Raw genomic sequence first — 24150 nt, 5'->3', positions numbered from 1 at the left:
GACCTCCTCGGTCCGCGGGCCCGTTCGCGCCGTTCGCAGGGGCGGGGTCAGGGCTTCCGCGCCACGCCCGCCCAGCCCGGGATGGGCTCGTCGCCCATGACCGGGACGGGTTCGCCCAGCTCCGGGTGCCACTCCGCGGTGAGCGAGACGCCGGGCTCGACGAACTCCAGGCCGTCGAAGAACGCGGCCAGCTCGTCCCGCGAGCGGGGCCGCAGGGTCAGGCCGCGCGCCCTGTACATCGCGGCCGCCTTCGCCGCGCCCTCGGGGTCGAAGTCCCCGGTGACATGGGAGAGGACCAGATAGCTGCCCGGGGCGAGCTTGTCGACGATCTTGGACACCAGCTCGTACGCGCCGTCCTCGTCCCCGACGAAGTGCAGCAGGGCGAGCATCGAAAGCGCGATGGGCTGATCGAAGTCAAGGACCTTACCGGCCCTTTCGAGGATGATCTCGGGTTCGCGGGCGTCCGCCTGGATGTACTCGGTGGCCCCCTGGGGGGTCGAGCGCAGCAGCGCGGCCGCGTGGGCGAGCACGATCGGGTCGTTGTCGCAGTAGACGATGCGGGACTCCGGCGCGGCCTCCTGCGCGATCTGGTGCAGGTTGGGCTCGGTCGGGATGCCCGTGCCGACGTCCAGGTACTGGCGGACGCCGTGGGCGCTGAGCCAGCGGATGGCGCGGTGCATGAAGGCCCGGTTGACGCGGGCCATGTCCCGGCCCCGGGCGTCGACGGTGAGCAGCTGGCGGGCCATCGCCTCGTCGACCGGGTAGTTGTCCTTGCCGCCCAGGAACCAGTCGTACATGCGCGCCGGGTGGGGCGTGCTGGTGTCGATGCGGATCTCACTCCGCGGGACGGTCGGGTCCTGGGTCATCGGCTCTCCTGGTCGGGATGAACGAGTGGCGCTGCCGCAAGAGTTACGCGACGGTAGGGCCGGGGCGGAAGGGGTCAGGTGAGGAGAAAGTCAGCCTGACCGGATTTTGCCCCCTGGATGAAGGCGGCGATCTCCCCGTGGGTGTAGATGAGCGCGGGTCCTTCAGGGTCTGCGGACTGTCGCACGGCGACTCTGCCGTCGGCCAGCTTCATGGCCTCCACGCAGTTGCCCCCGTTCCCGCCGCTCCAGGGCTTGTGCCAACCCTCGGCACCGAGCTCAGCGGCGGGCATGCCGTTGTATATGCGATCCATTCACAGCTCCTTGCGGAGGTCCCGGAGGATCTCCTTCGTGCGTTGTGCAGTCGCGGCCTGAGCCGCCATGCGGTCCATGACCTCCAGGTGGGATGCCACCTCGGGGCGCGCGTCGAGATAGACGGCGCCGGTCAGGTACTCGCTGTAGACCATGTCCGGGAGTTCCGGCATGGCGAAGCGGAAGAGGACGAACGGTCCGTAGGTGCCGGGGTGGTGGCCGGACGCGAACTCCGCGATCTGCAGGGTGACGTTCGGCAGCTCGGACGCTTCGAGCAGCCGGTCGAGCTGGTCGCGCATCACTTCGGGCCCGGCGCCGACCGGTCGGCGGAAGACCGTCTCGTCCATGATCACCCAGAACTTCGGGGCGTCCTCCCTGGTCAGCAGGGACTGGCGCTCCATCCGCAGGGCTACATGCCGTTCGGTCTCCTCTTCCTTGTCGGCATCGCTGCCGCCACCGACCGCCCCGCTGCGCAGAATGGCGCGGGCGTAGTCCCCGGTCTGGAGCAGGCCGGGGACGAACTGGGGCTCGTACGCCCGGATGAGGCTGGCGGCCCCCTCCAGGCTCACGTACATGGAGAACCAGCCGGGCAGCACGTCGTGGAACCGCTGCCACCAGCCGGGGAGGTTGGCCTCCTCCGCGAGGGCGATGAAGCCCTCCGCCTCGGAGTCCGTGATCCCGTACTCCTTCAACAGGAGCTGCACGTACGGGATCTTCAGTGCGACCTCGGCGGTCTCCATCCGCCGGACGGTGGCCGGGGCCACCCGGAGGATCTTCGCGGCCTCTTCCCTCTTCAGGCCGGCACGCTCCCGCAGATCCTGCAGGCGCCTCCCGAGAACGACCTGTCCCACCGTGGGGGCGGACCGCGGCTCGCTCACTCTCAGACCTCCCCGACGCACTGTTTCGATGAGTGTGCCACGAAGCAGGGCCCCTGAGAACACGGCACTCTGCAATTTTCAGAGTGCCACTTGCCAAGTGTCCGACTCAGGAGGACAGTGTTCCGGTGAACCAGTACACGCTGCCGCCGTGCGCCACCCAGCCACGGCGACAGCGCCGTACGGCAGTCCTGCCCACTGTTGTGAGGAACCGGTCGTGGCTTCTGGTAACGCGCAGCCCTCAGGTCTCTTGAGTCCTCGAGCCCCCAGGGTCATGGCCCAGCGCCCACTGCCGCACGCCGATTCCGTCCGCCGGTTCGCCTTCGAGCTCCCCGCCCTCACCGCCTCGGTCGCACGGGCCCGCAGACTCGCCGAGGAGCGGCTCATCCTCTGGGGCTGCGGCCCCGGCATCCGCGACACGGTGTCCCTGGTCGTCTCCGAGCTGGTCACCAACGCCGTCGTGCACACCGCGAGCGGCCGGGTGGTCTGCGAGATCCGCGAGGACGAGGAGACCCTGCGGATAGCCGTACGGGACGAGGGCGGCCCGGCGGGACCGTGCATACGCGACAACTGCGGCGAGGACGAGCGCGGCCGCGGACTCCTGATCGTCGACGCGCTGTGCACCGCCTGGGGAGCCGACCGCACCGGACTCGGTACGGCCCAGGTCGTCTGGGCGGAACTGGCCCACGGCATGGGGGAACCATGCTGAGGTCGAGGGCCACCCGCATGATCCCGCTGCTCCCCGGGACCCGCAGGTCCCCCGGCTCCGGCCGCGCACAGGAGCCCCGCCTCTCCTCCGGACTCCGCTCCGGTGCCGGCCGCCCTCGCGAACTGGGCGCCACCCGGCTCACCGTCCCCGCCGGGCTGCACACCGGCCTCGGCTGCGACGCCGTCGGCGTCCCCGCCCGCTTCGGCTTCAAGATCCTCTCCCGCCTCCCCGCCAAGGGCTGCGTCTACGCGGACGCCGACTGGTGGTGGTGGCTGGTCCCGGCCGGCTCCGACCACGACCTGGCCTGGCCCCTGCCCGGCTGCTACGCGCCGGGCGCCGAGATCCCGGACCGCCGGCCGCGCCTCATCCACCACCCCGACGGCACCTCGCCGTACACCCCGCCGATCCCCCTCTACCTGCTGGTCTGCCAGCTGACGGGGATCGCACCGTCCTGGACGGCGCCGCAGGTGGGCAGCACGCTCTGACCGCGGGGGCCACGGACGGCATAGGGTCGGGAGCATGTTCACCCCGCAGGGTCCCAGCCTCCGCGAGCTGGCCGTCCAGGGCCTCTCCTCGGTCGAGCACGGCTACGACCTCCTCGCCGACGCCTTCGACGCGACCCCGTTCCGTACCTCCGACCGACTGCTGACCGCCGTCACCCGCACCCTGGAGCCCCTCGGGCCCTTCGACTCCGGGCTCGACGTCTGCTGCGGTACCGGCGCGGGGCTCGGCGTCCTCCGCGCGGTCTGCGCGGGCCGGGTCACCGGCGTCGACTTCAGTACGGGCATGCTCGGCCGGGCCCGCGACGCGCACCCCGGCGCCGACCTGGTCCGTGCCGACGCCCTGGCCCTGCCCTTCGCCCCGGTCTTCGACCTGGCGGTCAGCTTCGGCGCCTTCGGGCACTTCCTCCCGGACGCCCAGCGCACCCTGTTCGGCCAGGTCCACGCCTCCCTCCGCCCCGGGGGCACCTTCGCCTTCCCCCTGCCGGCCCCGCCGCCGGTCGGATCCCGCCTCTACTGGATCCTGTGGGGCTTCGACGCGGCGATGCGCGTCCGCAACGCCGTGTGGCGCCCGCCGTTCGTCATGTACTACCGCACCTTCCGCCTCGCGGACGTCCGCGGCCGACTGCGGGAGGCGGGCTTCGACGTCTCCCTCACCCCGGTCGAGACCCTGGGCCGCAGGGAGGACGGGAGCCCGCGGTGCCGGCTCGTGGTGGCACGGAAGCCCCAGGAGCGAACGGCCTGATCGAGGGCGCGCATACGCGAAATGCCGGTCGATCCGAAGATCGACCGGCATTTCCACTGGTGTCCGAGGGGGGACTTGAACCCCCACGCCCGATAAAGGGCACTAGCACCTCAAGCTAGCGCGTCTGCCATTCCGCCACCCGGACAAGGTGTCTGTCGCTTCGGGGTTTCCCTCGCGGCGACAGATGTAACTCTACCAGGGGTTCGAGGCGCCTTTCACCCACGTTTTCCGTGGTCAGTGGGGTGGGGCGACCCGATTCCCCCGGACCCGTCACGGACCGCTCGCCCCCGTGCGCGGTCGGTGGCGGGGTGGGGAGCCCGGCGCCCCCCGACGCCGGCTCCGTGGAGGCAACCTTGCGACCTCCACGCGGTCCAGGCCAATCCTCCGCCCGGGAGTCCGTCAGGTCAGTTGACCTGCACCAGGCGGGCCGATACCACCACGTTCCCGGCATAGCCGCTCTCCTCGGTGAAGGTGCCGCCGCAGGTGATCAGGCGGAGTTCGGGGACGCCGGCGTCGCCGTAGACCCGTTCGGCGGGGAAGCCCTCCTTGGGGACGACCTCGACCCCGTACACGGCGAAGACGGCGGTCCGTCCGTCGCGGCGCGTGATCTCCACCCGGTTTCCTCTGCCGAGGGCCCCGAGGTCGTGGAAGACGGCCCGTCCGCTCGGGACGTCGACGTGGCCGACGACGACGGCGGTGCCGCGCTCGCCGGGCGTGACGGCACCGCTGAACCAGCCCGCGAGCCGGTCGTCCTCGGGCGGCGGGGCCTCGATCCAGCCGTCGGCGTCGAGCCCGACCGTGGTGACGGGCGCGTCGATCCGGACGGCGGGGACACGGACCCGTACGGGTGTGGACGGGGGCAGCGGACCGGGTACGGGCACGGCGGCCGCCCGGTCGCCGTGGGGCGCGGCGGCGGCGAGGGGCTGCGGCGGGCCCGCGGGACGGAGTTCCTCCGTACCGCCGCGCACGAGGTGGACGCCGACGAGCAGGACCACGGCCACGACACCCCAGGCGCCGCGCCGTCCCGTACCGTCCGCCCACCCTGTCACGTACGACCGCCCCGTTCCGCTCCACCGCTCCGTACCGTCATCTTCGACCGCCCCGTCGGCCCGGCCGACCCGGGTCCCTCCTCGCGTCCTCGCCGGTGGGCATGGCGCCCCTCCGCCCCGGACCTCGTCACACCGGGGCGGAGGGGCCGACGGAGGCCCCCGGTTCCCGGCCGTCAGATGCGGTCGGCGCCGCGTCGGCGGATCAGGACGACGGCGGCGCCGAGCGCCCCCGCGATGAGCAGGACGCCGGTGACCACCTCGGCGACGCCGAGGCCGTCGGACTCCGCCTCGGATGCGGCGACGGTCCCGTAGCCGGCCTTGACGCCCTTGTGCGCCGCGACCTGCGTGCGGTCGTCGTGCCCGGTCGTCTTCCCGCCGGTGTCGGCCTGGGCGACGGTGAGGGTGGTCGTGCCGCGTTCGCCCTGGCAGTCGAAGGTGATCTCGTACTGGGCGCCGGCCTTGGCGTCGAAGTCGACGGTCGCGGTGCCCGGACGGCCCTCTTCCAGGGTCACGGTGTCGAAGACACCGGAGGTGACGCTCACCGACGGCACCTCGCAGCCCTCGGAGGTGAGGGTGACCGTGCCGCCGGGGGCGACGGTCTCGGGGCTGACGGAGAAACCGAACGAGGTGACGTCGGGCTTCTCCTCGCCCGCCAGGGCCCCCGGCGCGACCGCGACCACGGCGGCGGCGCTCAGCAGGGCTGCGGCGGCGGCACGTATCGCGCGCATGGCGGTGTCCTCCAGATCCCGGGAGGGCCCGGCCGCGGAGCGATTCCGTGCCGGAAGGCGACGACCCTCACCGCGATCGAAGCTAGGTCCGCCCCCGGCGCGCCGCCACCGGGCCCCGCCGAACGGGTTGCGACCCGCCGCCGTCAGGGAACCCGGACGACCTGACCCGCGTACGAGAGGTTTCCGCCGAACCCGAACAGGAGGACCGGCGCGCCGGAGGCCAGTTCACCGCGTTCGACGAGCTTGGCGAGGGCGAGCGGGATCGAGGCGGCCGAGGTGTTGCCGGAGTCGACGACGTCGCGGGCGACGATCGCGTTGACGGCGCCGATCTTCGCGGCGAGCGGTTCGATGATCCGCAGGTTGGCCTGGTGCAGGACCACGCCCGCGAGGTCCTCGGGGGCGATCCCCGACCGCTCGCAGGCCTGCCGGGCGAGGGCGGGCAGCCGCTGGGTGGCCCAGCGGTAGACGCTCTGGCCCTCCTGCGCGAAGCGGGGCGGGGTGCCCTCGATCCGGACGGCGTTGCCCATGCCCGGGACGGAACCCCACAGGACCGGTCCGATGGCGCCGGTGTCGGACTCCGTGGCCTCGACGATCGCGGCGCCCGCGCCGTCGCCGACGAGGACGCAGGTGGTGCGGTCCGTCCAGTCGGTCACGTCGGTCATCTTGTCGGCGCCGACGACCAGGACACGGCGCGCTCCGCCGGCCCGTACGGCGTGGTCGGCGGTGGCCAGGGCGTGGGTGAACCCGGCGCAGACCACGTTGAGGTCCATGGTGGCGGGCGAGGTCATGCCGAGGCGGGCGGCGACGCGGGCGGCCGTGTTGGGCGAGCGGTCGATGGCCGTGGAGGTGGCGACGAGGACGAGGTCGATGTCGTCGGGGGTGAGCCCGGCCGTGGCCAGGGCCTTGCCCGCGGCGTGCGCGGCGAGTTCGTCGACGGGCTCGTCGGGCCCGGCGACGTGCCGGGTGCGGATGCCGACCCGGCTGGTGATCCAGGCGTCGTCGGTGTCGACCAGTGCGGCGAGGTCGTGGTTGGTGAGCACCTTGGCGGGCTGGTAGTGCCCGAGCGCGGCAATGCGAGTGCCGGTCATCCCGGGACCCCCTCGGTGGTTCGATCGTCGGCAGGATCCCCCAGTCTTGCCAGCGACTGATGGGTAACCGCTGACGTAAACCACCAAGATTCACCCGCACCCCTTGGCCGACCGTGACAAGGCCCCGGGCGTGGCACGGCTTCCGGGGTGCCGGGCGGGAGCCGGGGGCCCGATCAGTTCTTCGGCGGGTCGATCATCTGCAGCGCCAGGGTGGCCGGCGGCGCGGCGATGCCGGGGCCGCCGGCCGCCGTCCAGGCGAGGATGTCGTCGAGGGAGTCCTCGTCGAGGGTGAACGCGACCCACGCGGCCCGTCCGCCGCGTCGGCGGCCTTCGGTGGAGGGCTGGACGACGACGATGTTGGCCTGGGCGCAGGGCCCGAGGCAGTCGCTGGTACGGACGGCGAGCCGGCCGCCGGAGGCCGCGGCGGCCGCGCGGAGGCGGGCGAGCTGGCCGGCGTGGTCCGTGCCCGGGTTCTTGCGGGCGTCGCCGCAGCAGCAGCCCCGGCAGACGACGAGGGAGCAGGGGCGGGCGCCGTACCGTATCGGGACGGGGGTCACGCGGGGCCGTCCAGGGTGATCGCCGAGACCGGGGCGACGGTGCCGAGGCGGGGGAAGTCGAGGGCGACGGAGGCGTGGTGCTCGTCGGCGGTGAGCGCGGTCATGGCGTCCTCGGCGAAGACGAGGTCGTAGCCGTGGTCGGCGGCGGCGCGGGCGGTGGACTCGACCCCTAGGTTGGTGGCGATGCCGCCGAGGACGAGGGTGGTGGCGCCGAGTCCGGTGAGCAGCTCGTGGAGTCCGGTGTCCTGGAAGGCGCCGATGGTGCGCTTGACGACGACGGGGTCGCCGTTCTCGACGAGGTCGGGGACGAGGTCGCTGCCGGGCGGCTGGCGGTCGACGTTCGGCCGCTCGACGCGGATGTGGACGACGGGGGCGCCGGCGGCCCGGAAGGTGTCGGCGAGCCGGGCGGCCGCGGCAAGGACCTCGGTGCCGGGCCGGGGGGCGAGGGGCAGCGCGACGATGCGCTCCATGAGGTCGACGAGGACGAGCGCGGTGCGGCCGGGTTCGAGTGCGGGCATGGGAGCACCGTAGCGGCCCGGATGATCATCGCGGGCTCGACGGGGGTGTGATCCGGCCTACGGGGGACGGACGGGACAACGGGCGGGGGGCCCGGGGGCCCGCCACGGGGCGGCTGCGCGGTGAGGCCCGGTCAGGCGCGGGACGCCGCGGTGGTGTCGGGCGCGGGCGCGGTGTGGCCGGGGGCGGGGGCGGGCTCGGGCGCGGAGGGCCCGGAGGCGGGCTCGGGCGACCGTTCCCCCTCCACGTCTCGGGAGCGGCGCTTGGCGAGCACCGCGCAGACCATCAGCTGCATCTGGTGGAAGAGCATCAGCGGGAGCACGGCGAGCGCGGCCTGCGGGCCGAAGAGGACGCTGGCCATCGGCAGGCCGGCCGCGAGGCTCTTCTTCGAGCCGGCGAACTGGATCGCGATCCGGTCGGCCCGGCCGAAGCCGAGGCGGCGGGCTCCGTACCAGGTCAGGGCGAGCATCGCGGCGAGCAGGACGGCCTCGACGGCGAGCAGCAGCCCGAGCCGGGCGGGGGTCACGAGGTGCCAGATGCCGGCGACCATTCCCTGGCTGAAAGCGGTGTAGACGACGAGGAGGATCGATCCTCGGTCGACGTATCCGAGGACCTTCCTGTGGCGGCCGACGAAGCCCCCGACCCAGCGGCGCAGCACCTGTCCCGCCAGGAACGGCACGAGGAGCTGCAGCACGATCTTCAGGAGACCGTCGGCGGAGAGGCCTTCGGCGCTGCCGCCGAGGAGCAGCGCCGCGAGGAGCGGGGTCAGGACGATCCCGGCGAGCGAGGAGAAGGACCCGGCGCAGATCGCGGCGGGGACGTTGCCGCGGGCGATCGAGGTGAAGGCGATCGAGGACTGGATGGTGGACGGCACCAGGCAGAGGAAGAGGAAGCCGCTGTAGAGCTCGGGGGTGAGCACGGTGGGGACGAGGCCGCGCGCGGCGAGTCCGAGGAGGGGGAAGAGCAGGAACGTGCTGCTGAGGACGGTGAGGTGGAGCCGCCAGTGCGTGAGCCCGTCGAGGGCCTCGCGGGTGGAGAGTCTGGCGCCGTAGAGGAAGAAGAGGAGGGCCACGGCCCCGGTCGAGGCTCCTTCCGCGACGTCGGCCGCGTCTCCCGAGGCGGGGAGCAGCGCGGCGAGACCGACCGTGGCGAGCAGGGCGAGGACGTATCCGTCGACGGGCAGCCAGGACGGCGGGCGGAGGGTGCGGCGTGGGGGGCGGGCGGGGGCGGGGACGGTCATGGGCTCCACTGCTCGGTGCACTCGGGCGGGCGGGGTCGCGCGTTCCCATCCTGCTCCACGGGCCGGTGATCGGGAATCCCGTACAGCCCTCTTACTGTCATCACGAAGCGCGATGAGCGTACGGTCGTCCCGTGTACGAGCCCACGCATCTGCGCACCTTCCTCGCCGTGGCCCAGACGCTCAGCTTCACGCGGGCCGCCGACCGCCTCGGGTTGCGCCAGTCGACCGTCAGCCAGCACGTGCGGCGCCTCGAGGAGGCGACCGGCCGGCCGCTGTTCACCCGCGACACGCACCGGGTGGCCCTGACGGAGGACGGGGAGGCGATGCTCGGCTTCGCGCGCACGATCCTGGAGGCGCACGAGCGCGCGGCGGCGTTCTTCGGCGGGACCCGGCTGCGGGGCCGGCTGCGTTTCGGCGCGTCGGAGGACTTCGTGACGACCCGGCTGCCGGAGATCCTGGAGTCGTTCCGGCGTGAGCACCCGGAGGTGGACCTGGAGCTGACGGTGGAGCTGTCGGGCACGCTGCAGGCCCGGCTGGCGGCCGGCCGGCTCGATCTCATCCTGGCGAAGCGGCGCGGGACGGAGAGCGGGGGCCGGCTGGTGTGGGAGGACACGCTGATCTGGATCGGGGCGCCCGGGCTGCGGCTCGATCCGGACCGGCCGGTGCCGCTCATCGTGTACCCGCCGCCGGGGATCACCCGGGCGCGTGCCCTGGAGGCGCTGGAGGCGCAGGGCCGGGCGTGGCGGATCGCGTGCACGAGTTCCAGCCTGAGCGCGAACGTGGCGGCGGCCCGCGCGGGGCTCGGGGTGATGGCGCACACGAGGGGCCTGGTGCCGCCGGGGCTGGTGCCGGTCCCGGCCAGGGCGGGCCTTCCGGAGCTGGGCGACGTCGGTTTCGTGCTGCGCGGAGGGCGCCGGGGCGGGGCGGTGCAGGAGGCGGCGGACGCGCTGGCGGAGGCGATCCTGGCGGGCGGCGACCGGCTGCACCGACCCGGGTGAGCGGGCGGCGACCGGCTGCACCGACCCGGGTGAGCGGGCGGCGACCGGCCGCACCGACCCGGGTGAGCGGGCGGGGGCGCCGGGGACGGCAGGGGGCGCGGCACGGCCTCGGGGCGGCCTCGCGGTGAGCGGGAGGTACAGATTCCGTGGAGATTCCCGCCGGGGGGACGTACCGATCGGTCGGTAACGGGCCCGGGGAGCCCGTGACTTGACCGCTCCACCCGTTCTGACCTGTGGGAACACCGAATGTCCCGGCTTGGTGAAGGCCCTGCCGCCGGGCAGGCGTGTGGGGTACCGTCACCCGCGCTGTACGGAGCGCGACAACGGGCTTTTCCAGCCACCGAGCCGTCGAGGAGCAAGGTCAGTGCGCGAGTTCACCGTGCCGCCCGTCGAGGCGGCGCCTCAGGTCGGCGGTCTGGCGGACGCCCTGTACGAGCGTGCCCTCACCGAGCCCGACCGGATCGTGTTCGGCCGGAAGGGCCCGGACGGGGAGTGGCGGGACGTGACGGCCGCGCGGTTCCGGGACGAGGTCCTCGGCCTCGCGAAGGGCCTCATCGCGGAGGGAGTGCGGTTCGGCGACCGCGTCGCGATCATGGCCCGCACCCGCTACGAGTGGACGCTCTTCGACTTCGCGCTGTGGTCGCTGGGCGCGCAGTCCGTACCCGTCTATCCGACCTCGTCGGCCGAGCAGGTCTTCTGGATGCTGCACGACTCCGAGGTCACGGCGTGCGTGGTGGAGCACGAGGACCACGCGATGACGATCGGATCGGTGATCGACCGGCTGCCCCTGCTGCGGCGGCTGTGGCAGCTGGACGCGGGCGCGGTGGCCGAGGTGACGACGGCGGGGACGGACATCGACGCGGAGGTCGTGCACCGGCACCGGCGGGCGGTGACCCCGGAGACGGTGGCGACCGTCATCTACACGTCGGGGACGACCGGCCGCCCCAAGGGCTGTGTGATCACCCACGCCAACTTCATGTTCGAGACGGACATGCTGGTGGGGCGCTGGGAGCCGGTGTTCCGTTCCCGGTCGGGCGACGAGGCGTCGACGCTGCTGTTCCTGCCGCTCGCGCACGTCTTCGGCCGGATGGTGGAGGTCGCGGCCGTCCGCAGCGGGGTGAAGCTCGGGCACCAGCCGGTGATGGCGGCCGGCGAGCTGCTGCCGGACCTGGCGGCGTTCCGGCCGAGTTTCGTGCTCGCCGTGCCGTACGTCTTCGAGAAGGTCTTCCACGCGGCGCGGCGCAAGGCGGAGCGGGAGGGGAAGGCGGGGCCCTTCGACAAGGCGGTGGAGGTGGCGGTCGCCTACGCGGAGGCGCTGGAGCAGAGGGCGTTCGGGACGGGCCCCGGTCCCTCGGCGGCGCTGCGCGTACAGCACCAGTTCTTCGAGAAGACGGTGTACGGGAAGGTCCGGGCGGCGCTGGGCGGGCGGATGCGGCACGCGATGTCCGGCGGGTCGGCGATGGACCGCAGGACCGGGTTGTTCTTCGCGGGTGCGGGGATCACGGTCTTCGAGGGGTACGGGCTCACCGAGTCCTCCGCCGCCGCCACCGCGAACCCGCCCGAACGCACGAGATACGGCACGGTCGGACAGCCGGTCCCGGGCACGACGGTGCACATCGCGGAGGACGGTGAGGTGTGGCTGCACGGCGGCCAGATCTTCTCCGGGTACCTCAACGATCCCGAGGCGACCGCCGCCGTCCTCAACGACGGGTGGCTGGCCACCGGGGACCTCGGAGCCCTCGACGAGGACGGGTATCTGACGATCACCGGCCGCAAGAAGGAGATCCTGGTGACCTCGGGCGGCAAGAGCGTCGCCCCGACGGGTCTGGAGGATCGGGTGCGGGCGCATCCGCTGATCGCGCAGTGCATCGTCGTCGGCAACGACCGGCCGTACATCGCCGCCCTCGTGACGGTCGACCAGGAGGCGGTGGAGCACTGGCTGGCGATGCAGGGGCGGGCGCCGCTCGCCCCGGCGGAGATGGTGCGGGATCCGGCCCTGGAGACCGAGATCCGGCGGGGGGTGGTGGCGGCGAACACGCTCGTCTCGCAGGCCGAGTCGATCCGCACCTTCCGGATCCTGGCGCATCCGTTCAGCGAGGAGCACGGGCTGCTCACGCCGTCCCTGAAGCTGAAGCGGAAGGCGATCGAGCGGGCGTACGCGGCGGAGGTCGCGGCGCTCTACAGCTGAGCCGCTCCCCCGGCGGAACGGACGAATCCGTGCCGGAGGCGGAATGCGCGACCGCTCTTGATCGTTGACGCTGGGAGGAGCCGTACGCCCTCCAGGGCCGTACGGCCGTCACGACCGCGACAACGTAAGGAACCCTCCCACGTGAGCACGGACAGCAAGGACAACAAGGCCGGCGCGGACGGCACGGTCCCTTCGGTCACCCTCAACAACGGCGTCCGGATGCCGCAGCTGGGCTTCGGTGTCTGGCAGGTGCCGGACGACGAGGCGGCGACCGCCGTGACGACGGCCCTGGAGGCCGGCTACCGCTCGATCGACACCGCCGCGATCTACGGGAACGAGGAGGGCACGGGCCGTGCCGTCGCCGCGTCCGGGATCGCCCGCGCGGACCTGTTCGTCACCACCAAGCTGTGGAACGGCGAGCAGGGCTACGACTCGACGCTGAAGGCCTTCGACACCTCGCTCGACAAGCTGGGACTCGACTACGTCGACCTGTACCTGATCCACTGGCCGGTGCCCTCGAAGGACGCGTACGTCGACACGTACCGGGCGTTCGAGAAGATCTACGCGGACGGCCGCGCCAAGGCGATCGGCGTGTCGAACTTCCTCCCGGAGCACCTGGACCGGCTGATCGAGGAGACCTCGGTGGTCCCCGCCGTCAACCAGATCGAGCTCCACCCGCAGCTCCCGCAGCGGGCCGCCCGCGAGGCGCACGAGCGGCACGGCATCGCCACCGAGGCGTGGTCGCCGATCGGCTCCGGCAAGGGGCTCCTGGACGTGCCGGCGATCGTCGCGATCGGCCGCAAGCACGGCCGGACCCCGGCGCAGGTCGTGCTGCGCTGGCACCTCCAGCTGGGGAACGTGGTGATCCCGAAGTCGGTCACCCCGTCCCGCATCCGGGAGAACATCGACGTCTTCGGCTTCGAGCTGGACGCCGAGGACCTGGCGGCGATCGCCGCCCTCGACGAGAACCGCCGTCTGGGCCCCGACCCGGCGGAGTTCAGCGCCGGCGCCTGAAGGCGCGACCCGGCCCTGTGGCGCCGCGCCGCCGCCGTGGTGCGGCGCGGCGGACGCGGGGTGCCGCGCGGCGCCGGCGGGGTGCTCCGTGACCGCCGACGTCGAGTGCGGTGAGGCCCCCTCGCTCACGGCCGGTCCCGTTGTCGTACCCGGGACATAGGGTCGGTGACGGCCCGAGGGGGCCTCGTCACGGCCGGGTGCCGTGACGTCCGACAGGGGCGCGAGCAGAGGGAGTCGGTACGGTGAGTGGTTCTCCGGGACCCGTCGACGAGGGGCTGTACCGGGTGCGGAACGTGGCCAGCGGCCTGCTCCTGGAGGTGTACGAGGGGTCCGGCCGCAGCGGGGCGAAGGTGCAGCAGGGCACGGGGAACGGAACTCCGGGGCAGCACTGGCACATCAGGCCCGTGCCGAACGGCGGCGGGCTCTACCACCTGGTCAACGCGGCCAGCGGAAAGCGGCTCGACGTCGCCAACGCGTCCACGGAGAACGGCGCCCGCATCCAGCAGTGGAAGGCGAACAACTTCGGCGCGCAGGAATGGATCATCGAGCAGGACCTCCAGTCCCCGGGGACGGTGGCGCTGGTGAGCTTCATCAGCGGACTGTTCCTCGAGGTCGCGGACGGCTCGACGGCCGACGGCGGGAACGTACGGCAGTGGGAGGACACCGACTCCCCGTTCCAGTGGTGGCGGTTGGAACCGGTGTCCTGAGCCCGGCGGTCTCCCCCGACCCCGCCCTCAGCCCTTGCGGGCGGTGTGGACGGTGTCCGCCGCGAGGTGGAACAGGTCCGTGCGGTGATGCAGGGACAGCGCGTCGGACGGGTCGAGGAGCCGGTCGAGCGTCGCCCGGTCCTCCGCGTCGAGCCGGGCGCCGAAACGGTCCCGGAGCCGCTCGTAGTGGGCGAGCGCCAGCTCCCGCACGACCGGGGACACCGGCGCCGGGATGTCGGTGAGGAACGTGCGGGTACCGGCGGGGGTGAGGCCGGCGGCGGTGAGGAGCGCCCGCCAGTCGTCGGGCTCGTCCTTGGCTCCGGGGGTGTCGGCGCGCATCTCGCCGAAGCGGTCCGCGATGACGGCGTCGAGGCGCGCCTGGAGGCCCGGCCGGCCGATCCCGATGTGCCAGGGCAGGTGCCGGGTGGGCAGACCGCCCTCGACGAGGACCATCAGGCCGCCGGGGTTCAGCAGGCCGGCGAACTCCACGAGCGCGGCGCGCTGGTCCCCGATGTGGTGCAGGGAGTTGCCCGCCCAGATCAGGTCCGCCCGTCCGAGGCCGGCGATGCCCCCGGGAAGGTCGGCGTGGACCGTGGAGACGCGGGCGCCGAGGCCGCGCGCCCCGGCGCGGGCGAGGGCGCGGGCGAGGAGTTCGGGGGTGCCGTCGACGGCGACCGCCTCGGCGGCCGGGAAGGCCTCGGCGAGCAGGGTCGTGACGACGCCGGGGCCGCTGCCGACGTCGAGGATCCGGCGGACGCCCTGCGCGGGGGCCAGGGTGCCGAGCCACGCGGCGGCGTCCGCGTAGGCCGGGCTCGCGATCTCGGCCTGCCGCTCCAGGAGGGGCGCGATCGCGTTCCAGTCCGGTTGGGTCCCGCCGTGGTGGTGGCCGTGGCCTTCGCCGGCGCCTTCGCCGTGGTGGCCCGTTGTGTGCCCGTCTCCGTGGCCGCCGTGGCCCGGTCCGTGGCCGTCTCCGTGACCGCCGGGACCGTGAGGGGAGGTGTTCTGCTGACTCATGGAGCCAGACTGCGGCGCGTCGGCGAACCGCGCAAGAAAACTTGCCGGTCCGGCAAGGAGGGGCGGGCGGCCGAGGCTCAGGTCGTGGCGCGGTGCTCCTGGGGGCTGACGCCACGGACCCGTTTGAACGCGGCGCTCAGGGCGAACGCGCCGCTGTAGCCGACCCGCCGGGCGACCGACTCCACCGTGGCGTCCGTCTCCCGCAGCAGGTCGGCGGCGTGCGCGAGCCGCCAGCCGGTGAGGTACGCCATCGGGGGCTCGCCGACGAGTGCGGTGAAGCGGCGGGCGAGGGCGGCTCGGGACACACCCGTCTTCGTGGCCAGCGAGGCGACGGTCCAGGGGTGGGCGGGGTCGTTCTGGAGCAGCCGGAGCGCCCGGCCGACGACCGGGTCGCCCATCGCCCGGTACCAGGCGGGGGCCTCGGCGCCGGGCCGGGAGAACCAGGCGCGGACGCCGGTGATGAGCATCAGGTCGAGGACCCGGTCGAGGACGACGGTCTGGCCGGGTTCGTCGCGGGCGATCTCCTCGCCGATGAAGGGCATGAGGGGGCAGTTCCACGTCTCGGCGGGCAGGTGCAGCAGCCCCGGCAGTGCGTCGAGCAGTCGGCGGCCGACCTCGCCGTCCATCCGGTAGGTGCCGATGAGGACGGTGGTGCCGCCGTCGGGGGCGTTGCCCCAGGTACGGACGCCGAGCCTCATGGTCTCGGCGAGCGGCTCCCCGCCGAGGGTGGTGCAGACGCCGTCGGGGCCGACCAGGGCGCGCGGCGCGGCGTCGGGGGCGTCGCCGACGGTGTACGGCTCCGGGCCTCGGGCGACGGCGATGTCCCCGGGCCGCAGGAGGACGGGCTCCCCGGAGTCCGGGACGATCCAGGCCTCGCCCTCGGTGACGCACATCAGACAGAGCGGAGCGCCGTCCTCGATGCGTACGGACCACGGTGGCTCCATGATCATGCGGAGCAGGAACGCGCCCTTGGCGCGGGGCCCGTCGAGAAGTCCGGCGAGTGGGTCCATGGGGGGCAAGCGTAGGCCGTCGGGTGGGTGAGACGGAGACGTAGGCGGGCGAGACGGTGGAGCATGGGCGCGCGGGACCGTGGGCGGGAGTCTTGAGCCATGACGACGAACACGCCGAACACACAGGCCGGGACGACCGACAGCACCGGCGGCATACGGACGGTCCTGGTGACGAGCGCCTCCGGCAAGACCGGGCGGCGCGTGGCCGAACGGCTCGGGGAGCGAGGGGCCACGGTCCGCGCCGGGTCCCGCACCGGAGCGACCCCCTTCGACTGGGAGGACCCGGCGACGTGGGCGCCGGCGCTGCGGGGCGCGGACGCCGCGTACGTGGCCTACTACCCGGACCTCGCCGCTCCCGGCGCGGTCGAGGCGATGCGTACCTTCGGCGCGCTCGCCGCCGGGAGCGGGGTGCGCCGGCTGACGCTGCTGTCCGGACGCGGGGAGCCCGAGGCCCTCGTGGCGGAGGAGGCGCTGCGGGTGGCGGCCGACGGTGTCGAACTGACCGTCGTGCGGGCCTCGTTCTTCTCGCAGAACTTCTCCGAGGGGATGCTCGCCGAGGGCGTCGCGGAGGGCGAGCTCGTCTTCCCGGCCGGGGACACCGCCGAGCCCTTCATCGACGTGGACGACCTGGCGGACGTGGTGGTGGAGACCCTGACGGCGGACGGGCACGCGGGGCGGGTGCACGAGGTGACGGGGCCGCGGCCGGTGGGCTTCGCGGAGATCGCGGCGGAGATCGCGCGCGCCTCGGGGCGCCCGGTGGCCTACCGGGCGGTGTCCGAGGCGGAGTACGCGGCGCTCCTCACCGGCTTCGGGCTTCCGGCGGCCGAGGCGGGGTGGTACGCGGCCCTGTTCGCGACGCTCCTCGACGGCCACAACGCCTCGGCGACCGACGGGGTGAAGCGGGTCCTGGGCCGCGAGCCGCGCTCGTTCGCGGCGTTCGCGGCGGAGGTGTGGGGCGGCCCGCGGGCCTGAGGCGGTTCAGCCGCGCCGGACGAAGCGGGCCAGCCGGTAGCGGGGGTCGTCGCGGGGGCGGTCCTGTTCCGGGAGGGCCGTGAGGGCGGCGACGACGGTGGCGGTGGCCGCGGTGTCGCCGTCGAACCAGGAGGCGAAGTAGCCGGCGCGCAGCTTGCGGACGGTGTCGCGCGGGGTGCTGCCCTGGCCGTGTCCGGTGAAGTGGGTGCCGGGGGCCGGTTCGAGGCCGTGGGCGGCGGCGTGACGGGTGATCAGGTCGGCGCGGTCGGACGCCGTCACGGCGGACCGGTGCGGGCGGAGGATCGCGTCGATGTCGCTGCCGACGTCATGGGCCGCGTCCTTGTCGACGGTGGCGATCAGGACTCCGCCGGGGGCGAGGACGCGGGCCGCCTCGGCGACGATCTCCGCGGTGAACGGCACCAGGTGCAGCAGCCAGACGGCGCAGACCGCGTCGAGGGAGGCGTCGGGCAGCGGCAGCCGCCGCGCGTCGGCGCGTACGACCCGGTCGGGTACGCGCGCGGCGGCGACCCGCAGCATGGCGTGGGCGGCGTCGGCGCCGTGGACGCGCAGTCCGGGCCGGGCGAGCCGTTCGGTGACGAGGCCGGTGCCGCAGGCCAGGTCGAGGAGGGTGCGGGCGCCTTGCGGCACGAGTCGCAGGACGGCCTCGGCGGCCGCGGCGGCCCGGGGCACTCCGCCCCGGGTTCGGTCGTAGTGCGCCGCCTCGGCCTCGTAGTCGAGCAGGGTCTCCGCCATGCGGAGGATCCTACGAGGCGGGGACGGCGCCCTCCGGAAGGGTCAGTCGGTCCCGTGGCCCGGGGCGATCCCCTCGACGCGCTCGGCGAGTTCGAAGTCCTTCTCGGTGACGGCGCCGCCCGCGGAATGGGTGTTCACGGACAGGGTCACGGTGTTGTAGCCGAGGGTCAGGTCCGAGTGGTGGTCCAGTTCCTGCTGGATCCGCGCCACGTGGACGACGAGCGCGGTCGCCGCGAAGTGGTCGCCGAGCCGGTAGACACGGGTGAGGCGGTCGTCCTCGACGGACCAGCCGGGGAGCTCCCGCAGGCGGTCCTCGATCTCCTTCTGCGACAGCGGCTGTGTGGGCACGGCGGTGCTCCCTCCGGTCGGGTGGCGCGGGTGACGGACAGGGGTCCCGGAAGGAACGTACCCGGGTCCCCCTCTGGGATACCGTCTGGCCATGACAACTGTCGTGAGCGACACGGGGGTGGGGCCGCTGCTGCGCGGCTGGCGTGAGCAGCGGCGGTTGAGCCAGCTGGAGCTCGCGCTGCGCGCGGACTCCTCGACTCGACACATCTCGTTCGTGGAGACGGGCCGTTCCCGGCCGAGCGAGGAGATGGTGCTGAGGCTGGCCGAGCACCTGGAGGTGCCGGTCCGCGAGCGGAACGTGCTGCTGCTCGCCGCCGGTTACGCGCCCCGGTACGCGGAGTCCCCGCTGGACGCCCCGCGTCTGGAGACGCTCCGGGAGGGCATCGAGAGCCTGTTGCGGGGGTACGAGCCGTATCCGGCGCTCGTGGTGGACGGCTCGTACACGGTGGTGGCGGCCAACCGGGGCATCGGGCTGCTGCTCGACGGGCTGCCGGAGCATCTGCTGACCCCGCCGCTGAACGCGATGCGGATCACGCTGCACCCGGAGGGGCTCGCGCCCCGGATCCGGAACCTGCGGGAGTGGCGGGGCCATCTGCTGCACCAGATGGAACGTCAGATCGCCCTGGCCCGGTCGGAGTCGCTGCGCGCGCTGTACGCGGAGGTGGCGGCGTATCCGCTGCCGCCGGGCGCGGACGAGGAGCGCGCCCCGGAGGCCCCGGACCCGGAGTCGTACCCCTACTTCGCGCTGCCGCTCCGGATCGAGCACGACGGGCAGGTGCTGTCGTTCGTGTCGTCGATCTCGACCTTCAACACGCCGCTGGACGTGACGGTCGCCGAGCTGGCCATCGAGACGTTCCTCCCGGCCGACCCGGCGACGGTCGCGTACCTCCGTTCGCTGCCGCCGCTCGGCGACGAGGCCGCCCCCTAAGGGGTGGCCGCGCGCAGCGCCGTCCACTGGAGGACGGCGAAGCCGCCGACGGTGGCCGCCTGCAGTGGCGTCCAGACGAGGCCCGCGGTGGTCGGCTCCAGCCACGCGACGAGGGCGACGACGCTGAGGACGGCCCAGAGCAGGTTGATGTCGACGACGAGCTTCACGGCGGTGGCCGGGGGCTGCGGGCGGGTGGCGAGCCAGGCGACGCCGGCGGCGTACGCGGAGAGGACGAGGCCGAGTTCGAACAGCAGCCCCGCGTCGATCCCGAGGAACCTCCCGAGAGGCCCGGAGGCGGCGGCGTAGGCGATGCCGTTGGCCCCGGTGACGACGGCGTCGAGGGCGAGGAACCGGCGGAGCGCGGAGTGCGGCCGGGTGGTGCGGGCGAGACCGGTGAGCAGGGCCTGGGACATGACGGATCACCCTCCAGGGGGGACGTTCGCGCGGGCGGTGGGCCCGGAGCCCGAGCGGAGTGCGCCGCCCGGGTTCCGGTGTCCCTGAGCATGCCGCCCAGGTGATGAGGGGTCGATTACCCGGGAGGTAATGCGGCCCGGACGGCGCGGGGCCATACGCTCCCGCCCGCCGCCGGGTCACCTCGGGTCCGGCGTCAGCGGACGCGGTCATCCTGGGCGGGCGGCTCGGGAGCCGGGGCCGGGGCGGCGGGTTCGGGCGGTCGGCGGTCGGCGCGGGGGGAGCCTGAGGCCTCCGTACGCGGGGAGCGGGAGGCCTCGGCGCGCAGCAGGGCCTGGAGGACGGCGAAGGGGTCGACGGGCATGACGGAACTCCTCGTGGTGCGGGGGTGATGTCGGGGGGACTACCGGGAGGCGAGGGCCTCCTCAGCAGCGCATCACCACGCACCGGAGCGCGTCGCCGCGCGGCGGGGGTACGGGGGCGGGGGCCGGCGCCCGCCGGTACCGTCGGGCACCGAAGCGGGGGCGTCGGGGCCGGACGGGCCGGAGGCCGGTCCCGTGCCGTCGGGAGCGGCCGGCGAGTCCGGCCTCGGTGGCGGCCGGATCATGGGTCTCGCCGCCCGGGTCGGGCGCCGGGACGGCGGTGGCGGGCCGGAGCGCGACGCCGCCGCCGAGCGTGGCCGCGGCCCCGGTGCCGAGCAGCGCGGCGAGGATCAGGAGCAGCGTGATCCAGGTGCGCCCGCGCCGGCCCGGGCGTGCCGGTCGGCCCGCCGGGGTGGCGGGCACGGCGATCGGCTCGGGCGCGGGGCTCACGGAGATCCGTACTGCCCCGCCGGGACCCCGGCACGGCGCCCCCAGCGAGATATCCGCCCGGGCGGCCTACGGGCGAAGCACCTGATTCACCGCCACGGCGGTCATGTCCGGGAGGCGCGCGATGACGTCCGTCACCCGTCCGCGCCGCCGCTCGCATCCGGTCCGCCCCCGGACGGCGACACCCGGACCTGCGGCAGCGACACCGGCACCTGTGGGCCCGAGCACTCCCGCAGCCAGCGACGGAGCACGCGGTGGACCTGCTCCGCGCCGATCAGCTCCTCCCCCTCGGCCACCGGCGGCGACAGCTCGGGCGGCGAGAGGAGGAAGGGGCGCGACTGCTCGCCGCCGAGGCCGCCGTGGGAGCCGATCTGCTCCTCGAAGGCGTGCACGGTGCCCGTCGCCGGGTCGTACATGGAGTTGACCATGATGTCCGCGACGTGGGGGAACCCGTCCGTGCGCCGCACCGCGCGTGCCGCGCCCGGCCCGAAGACGGCCAGCGGCCCCCCGTCGTCGAGTGCGGCGACCGGCACCTCCACGCCGTCCCTCGCGAGCACCACCGAACCGTGCTCGGCGCTCGCCACGAGGAGGAAGCCGACGCCCGGATGGTTCGCGAGCGTGCCGAGCAGCGCCGGGTGGCGGCGGTCGATCTCCTCCCGGGTCATCCGGTGCGGCACGTCGGGGAAGGAGACGAGGCCGAGGTTGCCCGAGGCGAGGACGACCGGCTCGGAGGGCCGGGCGGGCAGCTCCCGCTCGGTGTCGTCGGTCTCGTCCACCGGCCGGTGCAGCGCGAGCCGCAGCGCGTCCCTCGCCGCGTCCCGCGCCTCGGAACCGCTGCGGGTCCTGCGCACCCGGCGCGGCACCGGAAGCCCGCACCCCGCCCTGACGAGGTCCTTCAGCGTCAGCCCGTACGCCCCTTCGAAGGTCTCGCCGGGGCTCTGCCCGTGGTCGGAGAGCAGCACGATCCGGTACGGGCGCGGGGCGTGCTCGGCGACGGTGGCGATGAGCGCGATCGAGCGGTCGAGGCGCCGCAGCACCTGATCGGTGTCCCGGCCGTGCGGGCCCGAGTGGTGCGCCACCTCGTCGTAGGCGACGAGGTCGGCGTAGACGGCGGTCCGGCCCGCCAGCATGTCCCCCATCACGGCGGAGACCACGACGTCCCGTTCCAGGACCGTCGCGAAGGCGCGGACGAAGGGGTACGTGCCGCCGCGCGACACCCTCGGGGTCTCGCGGCGCAGCAGCGCCCGGACCGACTGGAAGACCTCGCGGACGCACTCGGCGACGAACGATCCCGCGGTACGGACGGCGTTGGCCGGGTCGGAGAAGTACGCGAAGTAGCCGGCCCGCGAGCGGTTGCGGCGGCCGCGCCGGGCGGCCACCGACAGGACCAGGGCGACCTGGTCGGCGCCGCCGCTGAAGAGGTTGCCCCGGGAGGCCCCGTCGAAGGTGAGCAGCCCCCCGTCCCCGGTGCGGCGCACGGCGCGGCGCTGGAGTTCCACGGCGCCGGCCGGGCGGTTCGACACCATGACCCGGCCGGTGTCCTTCTCGTACCAGCGGAAGGCGGGCACGTCCTCGTTGGAGCCGTGCAGGATGCCGAGCTGGCTCGCGCCGGTCTGGCTGGACCAGTCGGTGTGCCAGGGGGTGAGCCGGTGGCCGGCGTCGAGCCAGCCGGCGACGGTCGGCATGAGCCCGTCGGCGACAGCGCCGCGCAGCACGTGGTGGCCGACGCCGTCGAGCTGGAGGAAGACCGTGCCGGGGACCTGCTCGGGGGCGTCGCCCGGCGCGCGGGGCCGGGTGCGGCCGGTGAGCCGGTAGAGGCGGCGCCGGTAGGCGTCGTCGTCGCGGACGGCGAGCGCGGTGGAGGTGGCGGAGGCGACGGCGGACATGACGGCGGCGACCGCGACGGCCGTCTCGGGGTCGGCGGCTCCGCGCCCGTCGGGGATCAGCCAGAGCGCGACGAGCAGCAGCGAACCGTTGAGGAAGAAGCCGAGCAGGCCGAGCACGAGGGCCGGGACGAGCAGCAGGGCCCGTACGATCAGCGGCCATACGAGCGCGCCGAGGAGGCCGAAGGCGCCGGCCGCCGCGGCGGCGGTGAGCGCCGTCCTCGTGAAGGTGTCGCCGCCGGGGGACTGCAGCTCGAAGTCGGGGAGCAGTCCGGCGAGGATCAGCAGGGTGAGCGTGGACACCGCCCAGACCACCGCGACCCGCCCCAGCGCACGGCCCGCGGACCGCCAGCGGTCGGCGCCACCCCATCGCCCGTCACCCACGCCCGCTTCACCTTTCGCCTGTTTCCTGCCTCAAGCGTGGCACAACGCCCAGGGTCGGCGGGGGAAACGGGTGACGGTGATCGGAGCGGGTGTGTCAGGTCGTGTGTCAGGTCGCCGTGCGGGGTGCGCGTCCGCCCGCCTGCCCCGGGATGTGTCGGGTCATGCGTCACGTCGCCCTGTCACGTCGTGCGTCCGGGCGGGCGCGAGGTCGTGACGGCTCAGGAACCGTCGTACCCGGCCGTCGGCATGGAGAGCCTGCGGTGCACGCCCGCCTTGGCCGCCGCGTCGTACGCCGGTTCGTCGGGACAGACGGTCTCCACCCGCACCCCGCGCCGCGCGCACTCGGCGCGGAAGCCGGGCACGGAGGTCAACGCGCGGGCGAGAACCCGCTCGTTGGCGGCGACGAACAGATCGACCGCCCCCGCCTCCACATCCGCCCAGAGGGCCGCGTGGTCGGGCCGGAGGCCGTAGAACAGCAACTGCCGGGCGACCACGTACCCCTTGGCGTCGGCCCAGCGGGCACACACCGCGTGCTGACCGCGCGTGTCGACCAGGAAAGGCTCGCTGTCCAGCTCTTCGAGCGGGGTGAGGCTGGCGATCGCCGCCACCCGAACGTCGTCCATGGGCCGACCCTACTGCGGTACGGCACGGCCGAACATCCTCCGGCGCCCGCCCCGGGCATTTACCCTCGATACGGAGGTACGGGACGGCCGTGGACATCGTGAACGGCGGCCGGCGCCCGCGAGAACGGAAGGCGGCATGCCGGTGGAGGTCACCTGGTGGGGTCACGCGACCTGCACGGTCGAGGACTCCGGGGTCCGCTTCCTGACCGATCCGCTGTTCACGCGGCGGCTCGCACATCTGCGGCGGCGGCGAGGGGCCCTGCCGCCGCCCGAGGCCGCCGTCGCCGAGGCCGTCCTCGTCTCGCACCTGCACTCCGACCACCTGCATCTGCCCTCGCTCGCCCGGCTCGCGCCCGGGACACGGCTCGTCGTGCCGCGCGGCGCCCCCGCCGCCGTACCGGGACTGCGCAGGCTGGACGGGAACGGGCTGCGGCTGACGGAGGTGGAGGCCGGTGACACGGTGACGGTGGAGGGGGTGACGGTACGGGCCATCCCGGCGCTCCACGACGGGCGACGGCTGCCGGTCGGACCGCATCGGACGGCCGCTCTGGGGTATGTCGTCGAGGGCGAGGCGCGGACGTACTTCGCCGGGGACACGGGTCTGTTCGACGGGATGGCGGAGGCGGTGGGGCCGGTGGACGTGGCGCTGCTGCCGGTCGGCGGCTGGGGTCCGTACCTCGGTCACGGTCATCTGGACGCGGGCCGGGCCGCGGAGGCGCTCGCCGCGCTGTCCCCGGCGGCGGCGGTCCCGGTGCACTACGGCACGTACTGGCCGATCGGCATGGACGGGATCCGGCCGCACGAGTTCCACGCGCCGGGCGACGAGTTCGTACGGCACGCGGGCCGGCTCGCTCCGAAGGTCGCGGTCCATCTGCTCGGCCACGGCGAACGGGTACGACCGGAGGTCGCGCGGTGAGGCGGCCGGC

Annotated in this window: 28 protein-coding genes and 1 tRNA gene; 10 read left to right on the top strand and 19 right to left on the bottom strand. The window is 74.0% G+C overall.

Annotated features, from left to right (window positions below; all coding sequences use genetic code 11):
- Positions 1-47: 47 nt before the first annotated feature.
- The 3 genes from AMK29_RS14485 to AMK29_RS14475 all read right to left on the bottom strand — a co-directional run bounded on the left by AMK29_RS14485 (position 48) and on the right by AMK29_RS14475 (position 2053).
- The gene (locus AMK29_RS14485; RefSeq protein WP_073812668.1) at positions 48-866 is read right to left on the bottom strand and encodes an SAM-dependent methyltransferase; all 819 of its coding nucleotides are present in this window, start codon (positions 864-866) and stop codon (positions 48-50) included.
- Positions 867-940: 74 nt separating this feature from the next.
- Entirely contained in the window at positions 941-1177 is a 237-nt protein-coding gene (locus tag AMK29_RS14480) for a DUF397 domain-containing protein (protein WP_015037566.1), read from the bottom strand.
- Positions 1178-2053 carry a helix-turn-helix domain-containing protein gene (locus tag AMK29_RS14475; protein WP_073812665.1) on the bottom strand — a complete coding sequence of 292 codons (876 nt, stop codon included), beginning with the start codon at positions 2051-2053 and terminating at the stop codon, positions 1178-1180.
- A gap of 271 nt (positions 2054-2324) precedes the next feature.
- Between AMK29_RS14475 and AMK29_RS14470 the strand changes: the two genes are divergently transcribed.
- The 3 genes from AMK29_RS14470 to AMK29_RS14460 are packed head-to-tail and all read left to right on the top strand — an operon-like array spanning position 2325 to position 4004.
- Positions 2325-2759, top strand: a complete 435-nt coding sequence (locus AMK29_RS14470) for an ATP-binding protein (RefSeq protein ID WP_073812663.1) — start codon at positions 2325-2327, stop codon at positions 2757-2759.
- The gene (locus tag AMK29_RS14465) at positions 2753-3244 is read left to right on the top strand and encodes a hypothetical protein (protein ID WP_079196888.1); all 492 of its coding nucleotides are present in this window, start codon (positions 2753-2755) and stop codon (positions 3242-3244) included. The genes AMK29_RS14470 and AMK29_RS14465 overlap by 7 nt, the downstream gene beginning before the upstream one ends.
- Before the next feature lie 34 nt (positions 3245-3278).
- On the top strand, positions 3279-4004 hold the full coding sequence (locus AMK29_RS14460) for a class I SAM-dependent methyltransferase (RefSeq protein ID WP_073812657.1): 726 nt from the start codon (positions 3279-3281) through the stop codon (positions 4002-4004).
- Positions 4005-4061: 57 nt separating this feature from the next.
- Here the strand turns inward: AMK29_RS14460 and AMK29_RS14455 are convergent.
- From AMK29_RS14455 to AMK29_RS14425, 7 genes are all read right to left on the bottom strand, one after another.
- A tRNA-Leu gene (locus AMK29_RS14455) sits at positions 4062-4149 on the bottom strand.
- 259 nt (positions 4150-4408) lie between these two features.
- Positions 4409-5053 carry a class F sortase gene (locus AMK29_RS14450; protein WP_073812655.1) on the bottom strand — a complete coding sequence of 215 codons (645 nt, stop codon included), beginning with the start codon at positions 5051-5053 and terminating at the stop codon, positions 4409-4411.
- Positions 5054-5226: 173 nt separating this feature from the next.
- Positions 5227-5781 (bottom strand): hypothetical protein, encoded by a 555-nt coding sequence (locus tag AMK29_RS14445; protein WP_073812653.1) that lies wholly within the window; start codon positions 5779-5781, stop codon positions 5227-5229.
- A gap of 143 nt (positions 5782-5924) precedes the next feature.
- Positions 5925-6869 (bottom strand): beta-ketoacyl-ACP synthase III, encoded by a 945-nt coding sequence (locus tag AMK29_RS14440; RefSeq protein ID WP_073812652.1) that lies wholly within the window; start codon positions 6867-6869, stop codon positions 5925-5927.
- 173 nt (positions 6870-7042) lie between these two features.
- On the bottom strand, positions 7043-7426 hold the full coding sequence (locus AMK29_RS14435; protein WP_073812651.1) for a hypothetical protein: 384 nt from the start codon (positions 7424-7426) through the stop codon (positions 7043-7045).
- Positions 7423-7944 carry an isochorismatase family protein gene (locus AMK29_RS14430; protein ID WP_073812650.1) on the bottom strand — a complete coding sequence of 174 codons (522 nt, stop codon included), beginning with the start codon at positions 7942-7944 and terminating at the stop codon, positions 7423-7425. The genes AMK29_RS14435 and AMK29_RS14430 overlap by 4 nt, the downstream gene beginning before the upstream one ends.
- Before the next feature lie 131 nt (positions 7945-8075).
- Complete coding sequence (locus AMK29_RS14425; RefSeq protein WP_073812649.1) at positions 8076-9182, bottom strand: bile acid:sodium symporter family protein; 1107 nt, start codon at positions 9180-9182, stop codon at positions 8076-8078.
- Positions 9183-9313: 131 nt separating this feature from the next.
- On the opposite strand from AMK29_RS14425, the gene AMK29_RS14420 reads away from it, so the two are divergent.
- From AMK29_RS14420 to AMK29_RS14405, 4 genes are all read left to right on the top strand, one after another.
- Positions 9314-10180, top strand: a complete 867-nt coding sequence (locus tag AMK29_RS14420) for a LysR substrate-binding domain-containing protein (RefSeq protein ID WP_073812648.1) — start codon at positions 9314-9316, stop codon at positions 10178-10180.
- A 364-nt stretch (positions 10181-10544) separates the two neighbouring features.
- Positions 10545-12368: an AMP-dependent synthetase/ligase gene (locus tag AMK29_RS14415; RefSeq protein ID WP_073812647.1), complete on the top strand. Its 1824-nt coding sequence runs from the start codon at positions 10545-10547 to the stop codon at positions 12366-12368.
- 219 nt (positions 12369-12587) lie between these two features.
- The gene (locus AMK29_RS14410) at positions 12588-13382 is read left to right on the top strand and encodes an aldo/keto reductase (RefSeq protein ID WP_073813787.1); all 795 of its coding nucleotides are present in this window, start codon (positions 12588-12590) and stop codon (positions 13380-13382) included.
- Between the two features lie 242 nt (positions 13383-13624).
- Entirely contained in the window at positions 13625-14089 is a 465-nt protein-coding gene (locus AMK29_RS14405) for an RICIN domain-containing protein (protein WP_073812646.1), read from the top strand.
- A gap of 27 nt (positions 14090-14116) precedes the next feature.
- Here AMK29_RS14405 and AMK29_RS14400 read toward each other — a convergent pair whose 3' ends face one another.
- Both AMK29_RS14400 and AMK29_RS14395 read right to left on the bottom strand, forming a co-directional pair.
- Positions 14117-15103 (bottom strand): class I SAM-dependent methyltransferase, encoded by a 987-nt coding sequence (locus AMK29_RS14400; protein WP_073812645.1) that lies wholly within the window; start codon positions 15101-15103, stop codon positions 14117-14119.
- Positions 15104-15180: 77 nt separating this feature from the next.
- Positions 15181-16113 (bottom strand): AraC family transcriptional regulator, encoded by a 933-nt coding sequence (locus AMK29_RS14395; protein ID WP_073812644.1) that lies wholly within the window; start codon positions 16111-16113, stop codon positions 15181-15183.
- Positions 16114-16212: 99 nt separating this feature from the next.
- Here AMK29_RS14395 and AMK29_RS14390 point away from each other — a divergent pair, with 99 nt between their 5' ends.
- Positions 16213-17085 (top strand): NmrA family transcriptional regulator, encoded by an 873-nt coding sequence (locus tag AMK29_RS14390; RefSeq protein WP_073812643.1) that lies wholly within the window; start codon positions 16213-16215, stop codon positions 17083-17085.
- 6 nt (positions 17086-17091) lie between these two features.
- Here the strand turns inward: AMK29_RS14390 and AMK29_RS14385 are convergent, their stop codons facing one another.
- Positions 17092-17838: a class I SAM-dependent methyltransferase gene (locus AMK29_RS14385; protein ID WP_241845358.1), complete on the bottom strand. Its 747-nt coding sequence runs from the start codon at positions 17836-17838 to the stop codon at positions 17092-17094.
- 42 nt (positions 17839-17880) lie between these two features.
- Positions 17881-18186, bottom strand: coding sequence for a 4a-hydroxytetrahydrobiopterin dehydratase (locus AMK29_RS14380; protein WP_073812641.1), 306 nt, complete (start codon positions 18184-18186; stop codon positions 17881-17883).
- A gap of 91 nt (positions 18187-18277) precedes the next feature.
- Between AMK29_RS14380 and AMK29_RS14375 the strand changes: the two genes are divergently transcribed.
- Positions 18278-19114, top strand: a complete 837-nt coding sequence (locus AMK29_RS14375) for a helix-turn-helix domain-containing protein (RefSeq protein ID WP_073812639.1) — start codon at positions 18278-18280, stop codon at positions 19112-19114.
- Here the strand turns inward: AMK29_RS14375 and AMK29_RS14370 are convergent.
- The 5 genes from AMK29_RS14370 to AMK29_RS14355 form a co-directional block, all read right to left on the bottom strand.
- Positions 19111-19527, bottom strand: a complete 417-nt coding sequence (locus AMK29_RS14370; protein WP_073812637.1) for a hypothetical protein — start codon at positions 19525-19527, stop codon at positions 19111-19113. The genes AMK29_RS14375 and AMK29_RS14370 overlap by 4 nt on opposite strands.
- A 194-nt stretch (positions 19528-19721) precedes the next feature.
- Entirely contained in the window at positions 19722-19889 is a 168-nt protein-coding gene (locus AMK29_RS36375; RefSeq protein ID WP_158071314.1) for a hypothetical protein, read from the bottom strand.
- 61 nt (positions 19890-19950) lie between these two features.
- Positions 19951-20337: a hypothetical protein gene (locus AMK29_RS14365; protein ID WP_073812635.1), complete on the bottom strand. Its 387-nt coding sequence runs from the start codon at positions 20335-20337 to the stop codon at positions 19951-19953.
- A 131-nt stretch (positions 20338-20468) separates the two neighbouring features.
- Complete coding sequence (locus AMK29_RS14360; protein ID WP_073812633.1) at positions 20469-22601, bottom strand: phage holin family protein; 2133 nt, start codon at positions 22599-22601, stop codon at positions 20469-20471.
- A 218-nt stretch (positions 22602-22819) separates the two neighbouring features.
- The gene (locus AMK29_RS14355) at positions 22820-23224 is read right to left on the bottom strand and encodes a hypothetical protein (protein ID WP_073812629.1); all 405 of its coding nucleotides are present in this window, start codon (positions 23222-23224) and stop codon (positions 22820-22822) included.
- A 136-nt stretch (positions 23225-23360) separates the two neighbouring features.
- On the opposite strand from AMK29_RS14355, the gene AMK29_RS14350 reads away from it, so the two are divergent.
- Entirely contained in the window at positions 23361-24140 is a 780-nt protein-coding gene (locus tag AMK29_RS14350) for an MBL fold metallo-hydrolase (protein ID WP_073812627.1), read from the top strand.
- The last annotated feature ends 10 nt before the right edge of the window (positions 24141-24150 follow it).

The sequence above is a fragment of the Streptomyces sp. CB02261 genome, assembly GCF_001905665.1.
GTDB lineage: Bacteria > Actinomycetota > Actinomycetes > Streptomycetales > Streptomycetaceae > Streptomyces.
This window is presented reverse-complemented; position numbering and strand designations above follow the sequence as displayed.